This window comes from Streptococcus pseudopneumoniae, from assembly GCF_001072925.1.
In the GTDB taxonomy this organism is placed as follows: domain Bacteria; phylum Bacillota; class Bacilli; order Lactobacillales; family Streptococcaceae; genus Streptococcus; species Streptococcus pseudopneumoniae_Q.
This window is the reverse complement of the sequence record NZ_JVHE01000101.1, coordinates 1-11,683: the sequence shown is the minus strand read 5'-3', so window position 1 is coordinate 11,683 and position 11,683 is coordinate 1. Positions and strand designations below refer to the sequence as shown.

At 37.3% G+C, this 11,683-nt stretch carries 9 protein-coding genes; all 9 read right to left on the bottom strand.

The window, feature by feature from the left end; genetic code table 11:
* Positions 1 to 18: 18 nt before the first annotated feature.
* A complete protein-coding gene (gene ftsX / locus ADH81_RS07045; RefSeq protein WP_049504537.1) occupies positions 19 to 945 on the bottom strand; it encodes a permease-like cell division protein FtsX in 927 nt (308 codons plus the stop codon).
* Positions 938 to 1,630 (bottom strand): cell division ATP-binding protein FtsE, encoded by a 693-nt coding sequence (gene ftsE / locus ADH81_RS07040; RefSeq protein ID WP_000022259.1) that lies wholly within the window; start codon positions 1,628 to 1,630, stop codon positions 938 to 940. Before ftsE ends, ftsX begins: the two co-directional genes overlap by 8 nt.
* 15 nt (positions 1,631 to 1,645) lie before the next feature.
* Positions 1,646 to 2,741, bottom strand: a protein-coding gene (gene prfB / locus ADH81_RS07035) for a peptide chain release factor 2 (RefSeq protein ID WP_152904395.1) whose coding sequence is annotated in 2 segments (ribosomal slippage) — positions 1,646 to 2,668 and positions 2,670 to 2,741 — 1,095 coding nt in all. Because the reading frame shifts where the segments join, the coding sequence is not laid out codon by codon here.
* 282 nt (positions 2,742 to 3,023) lie between these two features.
* Positions 3,024 to 5,558 (bottom strand): MBL fold metallo-hydrolase, encoded by a 2,535-nt coding sequence (locus ADH81_RS07030; protein WP_049527629.1) that lies wholly within the window; start codon positions 5,556 to 5,558, stop codon positions 3,024 to 3,026.
* A 37-nt stretch (positions 5,559 to 5,595) separates the two neighbouring features.
* Positions 5,596 to 6,408: a LicD family protein gene (locus tag ADH81_RS07025; RefSeq protein ID WP_049527626.1), complete on the bottom strand. Its 813-nt coding sequence runs from the start codon at positions 6,406 to 6,408 to the stop codon at positions 5,596 to 5,598.
* A 44-nt stretch (positions 6,409 to 6,452) separates the two neighbouring features.
* The gene (locus ADH81_RS07020; RefSeq protein ID WP_049527623.1) at positions 6,453 to 8,609 is read right to left on the bottom strand and encodes a LicD family protein; all 2,157 of its coding nucleotides are present in this window, start codon (positions 8,607 to 8,609) and stop codon (positions 6,453 to 6,455) included.
* Between the two features lie 24 nt (positions 8,610 to 8,633).
* Complete coding sequence (locus ADH81_RS07015) at positions 8,634 to 9,602, bottom strand: glycosyltransferase family 2 protein (protein WP_049527621.1); 969 nt, start codon at positions 9,600 to 9,602, stop codon at positions 8,634 to 8,636.
* On the bottom strand, positions 9,599 to 10,435 hold the full coding sequence (locus ADH81_RS07010; RefSeq protein WP_049527618.1) for a LicD family protein: 837 nt from the start codon (positions 10,433 to 10,435) through the stop codon (positions 9,599 to 9,601). The genes ADH81_RS07015 and ADH81_RS07010 overlap by 4 nt, the downstream gene beginning before the upstream one ends.
* A 140-nt stretch (positions 10,436 to 10,575) precedes the next feature.
* Positions 10,576 to 11,683 (bottom strand): LCP family protein (locus ADH81_RS07005; protein WP_049527616.1); only part of this gene is annotated, 1,108 nt, incomplete at its 5' end.

The following is an 11,683-nucleotide window of genomic DNA, read 5'->3' as shown; positions in this document are numbered from 1 at the left end:
TTTAGTAAACTATCTTACTTAGATTTTCAAGAATCGGCGCATTGAGATTCCTGAACCAAGTGAACCGATACAGATTCCGATGAGGAACAAAAGACCGATCATCAGTGGAATAAAGGTATCTGGGGTAATCAAGGATAGGTTTTGTCCAACCAAGGATGGGTTGACAGATTGGAATACTCGGTTATAGATAAAGTAAACCAGAACTGATGGAAGAGCTGCTCCCAACAAACCAATAAAGGCACCTTCTAACAAGAATGGGCCACGGATGTAGCTGTTTTTAGCACCAACCAAACGCATGATTTGGATTTCACGACTACGTGAAATGATAGTGATACGAATGGTATTTGAGATCAAGAAGACTGCGATGAAAATCAAGAGTCCTGCAATGAACAATCCCCAAACACGGATGAAGGAAGCCAACTTGAAGAGACGTTCCGTATTGGCACCACCATCTTGAACCTCAGAAACTCCTTCGATTTTCTTAGCTTCTTCAGCGACTGGTTTCACATCACTTGGTGAATTGGTATCGACGATGTAGGCATCATGAAGAGGATTGGCATCTCCTTCAAAAACCTTCCACTCGTCACCCATGGTTTCAGTCAGCTTTTGGTACTGCTCTTCTTTACTTGAGAAGGTTACACTTTTAACAGCTGGCATAGCCTTGAGGGCATCATAAACCTTGTGGTAATCATTGTTTGTAACTGTTTGCCCCTCTTTGACGATGGTTTCACTATTGTCTTCAACGTCTTTACGGACATAAACCATGACGCGGACGTTGTTTTCGATATCCGTTGCCAATTTTGCAGTATTAAAGATAACTGAGGCAAAAATTGCAACCAAGGTCAAGGTAATCATTACTGAACTGACAGCAGCAATGGTCATCCACCCATTACGCTTTAAACTCTTTAAAGCTTCAAATAGGTGGCGGAAAAATCTACTAATCATCGTATCCGTACTCTCCTTTCGCTTCGTCACGAACCACACGACCATTCTCGATGGCAATGACACGGTGGCGCAAGGTATTTACGATTTGGCTGTTGTGGGTCGCCATCAAAACAGTCGTCCCTTGGAGATTGATACGCTCCAAGAGGTTCATGATTTCCCATGAGTTATCCGGGTCCAAGTTACCTGTTGGTTCGTCGGCAATCAATACCTTAGGATTGTTTACGATAGCGCGAGCAATGGCGATACGTTGTTGCTCACCACCTGATAATTCATTAGGAAATGAACGAACTTTGTGTTTCAAACCAACAAGATCCAAAACTTCCATAACACGTTTTTTGATATTGCGACGGCTTTCACCGACAACCTCCATTGCGTAAGCAATGTTCTCATAAACAGTTTTCTTTGGCAAGAGTTTGTAATCCTGAAAGACAACGCCTACGTTTCTACGCAAAAGCGGAATATCTCTCTTTTTAATCTTAACAAGATTAAAACCTGCAACCTGCAAACTTCCTTTTTCAACTTTAACTTCACGGTACAAGGCACGGATAAAAGTTGACTTACCTGCACCTGAAGGACCTACGATATAGGCAAACTCTCCTGGTTCAATGTTCACAGAGACGCCACGTAGGGCTGTTGTCCCGTTGTCATACTTTTTGACAACATCTCTCATTTCAATGATCGACATGTGACTTCCTTTCTTTTAACTAATACGCCATTTTAGATAGGCATCGATGAAACCATCTAGGTCTCCATCCATAACCTTATCTACCTGCGCAACTTCAAAACTGGTACGGTGGTCTTTCACCATGGTATAAGGGGTGAATACATAGGAGCGAATCTGGCTTCCCCATGTGATTTCTTTCTTATCCCCCTTAAGGGCATCTACCTCAGCAGCTTTCTTTTCCTGCTCCATTTGATAGAGTTTTGCCTGAAGCATCTTCATCGCACGATCACGGTTTCCGTACTGAGTACGGTCAACAGTTGATGCAACGACAATCCCAGTCGGAATGTGGGTCAAACGGACACCTGTTGAAACCTTGTTGACGTTTTGTCCACCTGCTCCACCTGAGCGGAAAGTATCCATCTTGATATCATCTTCTCGAATATCAACTTCAATAGTATCATCCAACTCTGGCATAACTTCTACAGAAGTAAAGGAGGTGTGACGACGCTTAGCTGAGTCAAATGGCGAGATACGTACCAGACGGTGAACTCCCATCTCTGACTTGAGAAGTCCATAAGCATTTGGCCCTTCAAAAGACAAGGTCACTGACTTAATACCTGCTTCATCACCTGCTTGATAATCCAAGATTTCAACCTTAAAGCCTTTAGCGTTACCATAACGAGTGTACATACGAAGAAGCATATCGCCCCAGTCTTGGGCTTCTGTTCCACCAGAACCTGGGTGAATCTCTAAAATAGCATTATTATGATCATAGGGCTCTGACAAGAGCAGAGTCATCTCGTAGCTAGTCATCATCTGATCTAGCTCAGCTAACTTCTCCACCAACTCATCTTTAACAGACTCATCCTCTGCTAAAAAGTCTAGTAAGATTTCAGCTTCATCCTGCAACTCCTCCATCTTGTGGAAAGTATTGTAGGTATTTTTTAGTTCATTTAATTCTTGCGACGTTTTTTGGGCCGCAATATTATCGTTCCAAAAATCAGGTTCTGTCATTTTGTTTTCCAAAATGGCAATTTCTTCTTCTAACCCTTCGAGGTCAAAGAGACCCCCTAAAAGAAGCTAATTTTTCACGATTGGCGTCAATTTTTTGACGAATTTCTGAAATGTCCATATATACTCCTTTTTTGTATCGTTTTATTATACCATAATTTTTCTTATTTATCTAATCGGTGTTTTTTAAAATTTCTTATCAAAATATTTCTATTTGAAGACGAGAGGGCTATTCTCAATCATTTAGTGTGTGAGAAATAGAAAACATCTCAGAGCAGATCAAGTTTCTTGTTCAAAAAACATTGATCGATTCTCTGAGATGTATATAAATACTATTTTAAAAAAAAGTATCTGACAGAGCTGAACGTAGCACCTAATTAGCTTTCTAGCAAAGCAACTAAGATCATTCTTTATCTGCCTTCAAAGTCGGTTTTGTTTCAGCAGCTTCATCTTTTTCATTGACTTCTGCCGATTTTTCTTCCTTCTCTACTAGCTTATCAGAATCCTTCTTAGGCTTTTCTTGACTTCCCTGAACTTCTACTTTATCAGGATTCAAGCTCCAAATGCCATCTTGATTGACCTTGTAACCATCAGGTGTTGTTCCATTTCTCAATAAGGAACCATCTGCTTGGAAATAGTACCAGTTGCCATTCAGTTGTTTCCAGCCAGTCTGCATAGCTCCGCTTGCATTGAGATAATAACGAGTGCCATCGACATCTAGAAGACCTGTTGCCATGACACCATCCTCAGGTTTGAGATAGTACCAAAGTCCTTTGTCTTTGAACCAACCTGTCTTCATGGCTCCACTTTCTGTAAAGTAGTAATACTGGTTATCTAGCAATTGCCATCCTGTCTCCATAGCTCCACTTGCATTGAGATAATAACGAGTGCCATCAACATTTAGAAGACCTGTTGCCATGACACCGTCCTCAGGTTTGAGATAGTACCAAAGCCCTTTATCTTTGAACCAACCTGTCTTCATAGCTCCGCTAGTTGCGAAGTAGTAATAATGATTGTCTAACCATTTCCAACCAATTTGCATGGCTCCACTTGTATTAAGGTAATATCGGGTTCCATCAATCTCTTGAAGACCTGTTAACATGATGCCGTCTTTATCTAGATAGTACCAGAGTTCTTTATCTTTAAGCCAACCTGTCTTCATAGATCCACTAGTTGTGAAGTAGTAATAATGATTGTCTAACCATTTCCAACCGGTCTGCATAGCTCCACTTGCATTGAGGTAATAACGAGTGCCATCAATCTCTTGAAGACCCGTTAGCATGACACCGTCTTTCTCCAGATAATACCATGTACCCTTATCCTTAACCCAACCTGTTTTCATAGCTCCAGAACTTGCAAAATAGTTCCAATGACCTTCAGTAAAGATCCAACCGGTTTGCATCATCCCTTCTTGATTGAAATAATAGGTAGCTCCATTGATTTCTTTTTTTCCAACGATTCGAGTTCCCTCTTCATCAAAGTAGTACCAGTTTCCATCTATTTTTTGCCAACTAGATGCAGTTCCTTCTGTTTGAAGAGCACCACTACTTGCAAAGAGCATCTTCTTACCATTGAAGACTTGTAAGCCAGTTAGCATTTTACCATCCTTATCAAAGAGGTATTTTTGACCACCAATTTCAGCTAGTTCATTGTAACGTCTTGCACCGTTTGACTGGATATAGTACCAAGTATTATCATGATAGAACCAACCACCCGTCTGCATTTTACCATCATTGTTTAGGTAGTAATCATTAAATTTTGGTTCTCCATTCCATTCGTCAGTGATACGGAGCCAACGACCACTCTGCATTTGACCTTTTCCGTTAAAGAAATATGTAGCACCAGCAATATCATGCCAACCGATAGCCATCTGACCATCTTTTAAACGATACTTCCAGTAACCATCTTCTTTATACCATTTCTCTTCAACAGTAGGAATATTCGGAAAATCTCCTGAAACATTTGTAAAGCCTTTATCACTAATATCAAATACTGTTGCATCCTGAGTTTTACTTGATGCATGAATCACTTGAATATTTTTATTTTTTAGATAGTCTCTCGTTGAAGCGAGGTTAATATCTCCTCCAGTTGTTTGGATAATCATACTAGGAGAAAGGTGTTCAATGAAACCAATTGTATTAGAAACCTTGGCATCGTAATGGTGATTCCATTTCATCATATCCACTTTTCCAATAACAGGCCCTAATTTATCTTCAGCTCCCTCAGCATTATCCAAATCGCCACCAAGATAAATTCTTTTTCCTGCTACAGTCACTACTGCAACAATTGAATTGGAATTATCATCAAGAACTCTTTTTAGGTTTCCATCAGCATCATATTCATTTTTATAATTATAAAGTTGAATATCCATATCCCCAAATTTGAACTTGCTATCTTCATCTTTTATGTCTTGAATAAGTGTAACTCCCTTATTGTGTGCAGCACGAAGAGCATTATCATAATTAAAAAGGTTATCCCACAATCCCCAAGTGCTTGTAATTCGTTGATCCGAATATTTTTTCAAATAGAATTTATCGACTTGATAGCGATTAAGAATTTCATCTGCTCCACCTATGTGATCACTATGAACATGAGTCCCTAGTATAAAATCTAATTTCTTGACACCTAATTGATCAAGATGTCGAATCAACCGATCTTCCAAAACTTGATAATTGTTAATAGAAATTCCCCATCGATTTGGATAACGTGTATCCGTTCCATCCGGAAAGTCATAATCCTCTCCCATATCAATCAAAGCATAGTGACCATTACTTTCTAGTAAAATAGCATCACTTCCAGAGTTAGCTTTTGTATTGATAAAGTGGATACGATTCCCTGAACCTGCTGAGATTGTATCTGCATTTACTGTTTGTGCTTGAATTATTGATGCCGATAAGATCAAGGCACTAAGTAATATTGATTTTTTAATAGTTTTCATAAGGCATTCAACTTTCTATTTTTTATATACTCTTTCGCTAATCAATCCAATAATTCTTCTCATTTCCTGGTATCTGTTTGTCAGCAGGAGGTGGAGTCATATAATCTTCCCCAAATTCATAGACAAGAATCTCATGATATCTTCTTGGTACTTTTAGGATTAGATTTTCATAAGGCATATCAATTGTATCATACAGCCATTCTGTTTTAATACCAGCTGGATAGTAAGAGTCATAAGTTGAACAAACCAAGTCTGTAGAATTTTCAACACTGTATTTTAAGGCAAGTTGTTCTAGCTTTTGATTCCAGAATTGAGGAGATGTAAATCTGAATATTGCTGACGCGATATAACGAGGAAGGTTTTTAATCCCTCCGTTTTCGTATTTAATTCCTTTAAAGTTCAAAGACGATAGACGAATTAGTTGTTTATATAGTTTCATTTTCTTACGATCTTGTTCGTCTGTAACAAGACCATCGTACGGGAAGACATCTACGCAAGTTCCAAGCACAACACTTGGATCTAAAAGATTCGAATCTCTCCGTGTTCGAATATCGTAAACACGCATATAACTATATGGATAACCCTTCGTTTCTCTAAAAGAAATCAGCTTATAGTATGGGTGGTTATCGTTTTTTAGAACTGCGTATAACTTTTCAAATTCATCTCTAGCTAAAGAAATGTCTGTATCATCATCCCAAGGAATAAAGCCTTTGTGACGTACAGCCCCAAGCAAGGTTCCAAAATCGATAAAATATTTAATATCATGTTTTTCACAGATTTTATGTAAATACTCTAGAATATCAAGTTCTACTTGCTTGATCTCTTCTAGACTTAAAATTCTCTCAGACATCTTTGTCACTCCTATTTTTTACTCTTTCCTAAGATGAAAAAATATTATCCATTCTCTACAATTTTCCACAGTTTGAAGTCATGATGGGAAACCTGTTGCTCCACTGGTGGCAACTGCATATAGTTTCCATAATCGGAAGTAAGAATTTCATGGTAGTGTTTTGGTATCAAAAATTCTTTCCCTTCAAAATTACCAATTTCAACATCTTCTAACCATTCTCGTTTCCAAACAGGTTTATTCATATCTTTATAGATAAGGTAGTCTACTTGTTCATAATCTTCTACTTTTCTAGATTTTGCCAATTCATCGATTTGAGAAACGTACTTATTTGTGTTTGTGAAATAAAAGATAATAACAGAAATATAGCGGATAATTGAATTTACTACACTTTTAGTATTCGTAATTCCTTTGAAAGTATAACAACTTAACTGGCGTTTCTTGATGATTTTAGTCATTTTATCCTTAAACGCCTGATCATCTTCATAACCATCTACAGGGAAAATATCTACATAGATACCCATATTTGAATCAATTCGCACGTCTTCCTCAAGTAGGTAGGTTCGATTATCTTGAACCTTCATGAAAGGATAAACATAATTGATATTATTTTTATAAGACATGACTTCGTATCGTTCATCTGGATGGGCAATCAAATAATCTTGTAATTTTTCATAATCATCTCGAAGCATACAAATATCCATATCATCATCCCATGGAATAAAACCTTGATGACGAACTGCGCCAATTAAGCTACCATAAGCTAAGAAATACTTAACACCAATTTTCTGACAAACTTCATGAATATACTCCATGATTCCTAATTCCATCTGTTGGATTTCAGAAATATCTGTCACTTCCTCATAACGGATATTTTTTTCTTTCGAACAGACTGTTAAACCATAACCAATCACTAACCAGAAAATAATATTGATAAAGTTTGTAGAATACATGATCTGACTTTCAAACAATTGTCCAAATAAAATACCAAAAAATAGAATCATAATAAATTTTTCGCTATTCTTCTTAGACACAATTAAATAAGTAACAAATCTTCCAGCGATATAACTTATTAAAATGATGAAAGAAAGTAAACCTAATAATCCTGAACTTACAAAAATTGTTACAAATATATTGTGGAAGTTCCCACCAATCAGCGAATTCTGAATTTCAAATTTACTAAAGTACTCTGTATAGTAATCGGTAACATTTCGAACACCATAGCCAAATAACGGTTTTGCACTTCCCATTTTAATAGCATTTTTCCAGATATAAGTACGTCCACTTGGTGTCGTCTCGATTAGGTGAAGTTCCCCGTTTTTCTTGGCTACGTCCGAATCTGTCTCTGAATATGATTTGCCTTTATTTAAGTCAATTACAGTTGCCTTGGCTGCTGAAATGTATATAGAAGTTACATAACTAATACCAATATTACTACCTGTGAGTAAGATACTAGCTACTAGAAAAGTAAGCCATTTTTTGAGTAATTTTCCTCTAGAAATAAAAAGACAATAAATTCCAAGCATCAAAATGACTGATAAGAGTGCTCCTCTACTCTGCATGGTTGCAAAATAGATTAACTGAATCAGATTGTTTATCTTTAGATAAACTGAGTATTTACTTCCTTTATGAATAAGGTACAAAGCAAAAACAATGCTGATATAAGAAAAAATAGCACTTGCATTTGGGTTAACAATTCCCCACAAGCGTCCATTCATAACACCATAATAATAGGATTGTTCTCCAATTTTAAATAATATTAAGACTCTAAATATTAAAAGAACAAAAGCAAATATGGCTGAGAAAAAAGAAACAATTTGAACCGTTCCTGCAATCAAGCGAATCAACTTCTTAAGATACTCTAAATTCACCATGGTAAATAGTAAAATATAAGTTATCATAAAGAAGATTTCAACCATATTTCCAAGTAAGTGGCCTGAACGGTTAACAAGTGTTGCTACTAGATGACTCCCCGTCAAAAGCCCAAATAAACCTAGGAATTTCTTATCGATTTCTATTCGTTTCCAATTTAACAATAAGGTTAAACAAATACAAAGAACAACAACTGCTGATAATCCCTTGTAAACAGGATTTGTTACTTTATAGACTAGTGAACTCATGCTTAAAATCGAAATAAAAACAAACAGATATGAAATCCAAAATTTTGATTTTTCAAAGCATTCATTCGTTTTTGAAAAATTCATCTTCAACTCCTTTAAATGACATTATTAATTCAAGCCGACAATTTGTCTATAGATCCATGGAGAAACAAGGAGCGACAAAACGGCTATTTTTCGAAAATGAGTAAAATAAGGGTCTTTTAATATCTCAGATAAATGATTAATAATCCACTTTCTCAACTTAACTTTTTCTGTTCGATATTGGCTTGAATCTGTAAAAATTATTTTATCATACACTGTGATATAGGACCAACATTCTCTATTCACTAATTCAGTTCTGAGTTTTGGAAATATTTGAAAAACTTCAGAAATAATAATCTTATAGACCTCTATGGTATCAAATACATGATTGTTGACAGAAGTTGTCGCACTTCCCTGGCGATGATCATAATAGTAGATTGGTTTATCAATAAATACGCTTGTACATTTGGTTTTTAGTAAAACTTCTGTTAAAAACAATGCATCCTCAGCCAAATGATAGTCTGTATTGAATATAAAACCTGAAATAATCTCCCTTTTAAACAATTTTGCAACAGGGAAAAAAGAAGTCCGGGTTGTTATCAATAATTCTCTCATTGTCTCCTCTGTCGACCACTTTTCTTTCTTTCCTGAAAAAACTGGTAATTCTGTAATTTGACCATTTTTTATATGGTGGAGACGCGCTATACTAAAGCCGATAGAATCGTCACTATCAACTACACTTATTAAAGTTTCCAAATAATCTGGTGTAATAAAATCATCACTATCAATAAAAGTAATCCATTCTCCTCTTGAATGTTGAATACCTACATTTCTAGCATTTGAAACTCCAGCATTCTTAATATGAAAAACTTTGATATTTTCATTTTTAGATGCCAACTGATCACACAAGTCACCACTCTGGTCTGTCGAACCATCATTAATAAGAAGCAATTCAAAATTGGTATAAGTCTGCTTTAAAATCGACTCAACACATCGTTCCAAATAAGCTTCTACATTATAAACTGGAACAATAATGCTAATTTTTTCTTTCATCATACCCCATATTCTCCCTTATATTCAGTGTAACTCTTATCCATATCTGCTATAAGGGCATCGTGGTGAGGCACTTGCTTGTCAGCTGGTGGTGGTGTCATATAGTCACCAAAAGCTGTACTGAGATAGGCATCATAACCAACTGGAATAGGCATTTCTGTTCCTTCGAATGGCAGGAAAATGTTGTCTTCAAAGGCATGAATTGGATACTTCTTCTTCATGTAGCCCGGACCTGAACATAACTCTGTGATGCCATCACTTTCAGCTGGACCATACTTGGTCATTTCTTTCTCAGCCTTTTTCCAGATACGATAACGAAGGGCTTTAGGAGTTAATCCTAATAAAATCGTGCTCCCCCATTTCATGATAGCTCCATGATTTTCTGGAATTGTTTGGGCACAAAAGAGAGAATAAATCAAAGCCCAACGTACCTGTTTCTTACGTTCAGCTGGATTTTTAGGGTAGTAGTCCAAGGGAAGAACATCCAGAGCCAAGCCATGTGGGAGGTCCAAATCTTGTTGGTAAGGCTTGATGCAAGTTGTTTCCTTGTCTCGAATAGTGATAAAGAGGTTGCGATCAACAAAGTCTCTATCACTTTTTGATAGGAAGTAACGCTCATCCGCATAACGAGGCCATAGCTCTGCTAATTTTTCATAATCCTTGCGGGGCATAAAGAAGTCTAAATCATCATCCCAAGGAATAAAACCTTTATTTCGTAGAGCTCCAATAGCTCCTCCACCACACAAATAACAGAGTAAATCGTGTTCTTTACAAAAGGCGACAAAATATTCAGCCATTTCTAGGCTACGAGCTTGAATTGCCTTTAAATCACTCATCTTATTCTCTTCCTCTTCTATAGAATACATCATTCTATTATACCATAAAAATAGTTTATAAATCCATCTGACCATGTGAAAAATCAAAGCCCAAGATACCTATTTTCATAGGTATCTTAAGCTCTGATTCATTTTACATTTTATCTAAACCCCATCTGGGCCAATTTATTTTGATAAGCTTTTTGGTCCACTCGAAGGGATTGACCGCCGTATACGTCAAAGTCATCTACCCAGTCTCCAAGTTCTGGAACTGTCAATCTTTCAATACCATTCTGCGCACCTTCAAGGACTGATAAGCCATTGGTCAATAAGAAAGTATATGGAAGGTTTGTAGAGGTCATGGCGAATACTTTACCAAGAGCTTCCGAACCAGTGAAAAGTTTTGTCGGATCTTTAATTTGTTGTAAAACAGCAGTCATGACTTGTTGCTGTCTACGAGTACGCCCATAGTCCCCTTCATCATCATCACGGAAACGTGCATAGTTGAGAAGAGTTGACCCATTCATCTGTTGTTTTCCAGCTCGAATGGTTTGAGTCGGTGACTCAGTTTCCGTTGCGTGCAAGTCATCTCCTACAGTCGCTTCTGTAACTGGGACCCCGTTTAGAGTTGAAAACTGAGCATCAATGGTCACACCATCAGGGAAGAGCGTATCAATGGCAGTCGCAAAGGCTTGGAAATCGACAAGGGCATAATATTTGATGTCTAGATCAAAATTATCCTTGAGGACCTTGCGGACCATTTCAGCTCCTTGTTTACCTTCTTGTTCCCCTAATTCGTAGGCCAAGTTTAATTTATGGTCGGTCTGTTTTTGACCATTGATGATTTGGCTATATCCATCAATATAGACCAAGTTATCACGCATAAAGCTAACAAGCTTCAATTTTTTATCTTTGCCACTTACATTCAGAACCATAATGGAATCTGTCCGTGTTTCTGCACTATTCTGTCCGATACGACCGTCTGTCCCTAAAATAAGAATATTAACTCCATCACGCGTATCTTGTCCATTGAAGACTTCAACCTGAGCAGCTTTGGCATCTTTGGGCCCATTTGAGCTATTAGGATTCGCCGATTGGAATCCCTTTAAGAACATGACGATCATTCCAACTGCTACACAAAGCAATAACATCCCTAACCAAGCAAATAAGCGTTTAAAACGAAAACCTCTTTTTTTCTTTTGCTTCTTAGCTTTTGGAACCTTCGTTTCCAGTTGAGCCCCGCCACTACGGCGACTAGAACGGCTACGA

Excerpts from the sequence above, each read along its gene's own strand:
- ADH81_RS07030 (WP_049527629.1), bottom strand. The coding sequence starts at position 5,558 with ATGAAAACTATTAAAAAATCAATATTACTTAGTGCCTTGATCTTATCG.
- ADH81_RS07015 (WP_049527621.1), bottom strand. The coding sequence starts at position 9,602 with ATGATGAAAGAAAAAATTAGCATTATTGTTCCAGTTTATAATGTAGAA.
- ADH81_RS07020 (WP_049527623.1), bottom strand. The coding sequence starts at position 8,609 with ATGAATTTTTCAAAAACGAATGAATGCTTTGAAAAATCAAAATTTTGG.
- ftsE (WP_000022259.1), bottom strand. The coding sequence starts at position 1,630 with ATGTCGATCATTGAAATGAGAGATGTTGTCAAAAAGTATGACAACGGG.
- ADH81_RS07025 (WP_049527626.1), bottom strand. The coding sequence starts at position 6,408 with ATGTCTGAGAGAATTTTAAGTCTAGAAGAGATCAAGCAAGTAGAACTT.
- ftsX (WP_049504537.1), bottom strand. The coding sequence starts at position 945 with ATGATTAGTAGATTTTTCCGCCACCTATTTGAAGCTTTAAAGAGTTTA.
- ADH81_RS07010 (WP_049527618.1), bottom strand. The coding sequence starts at position 10,435 with ATGAGTGATTTAAAGGCAATTCAAGCTCGTAGCCTAGAAATGGCTGAA.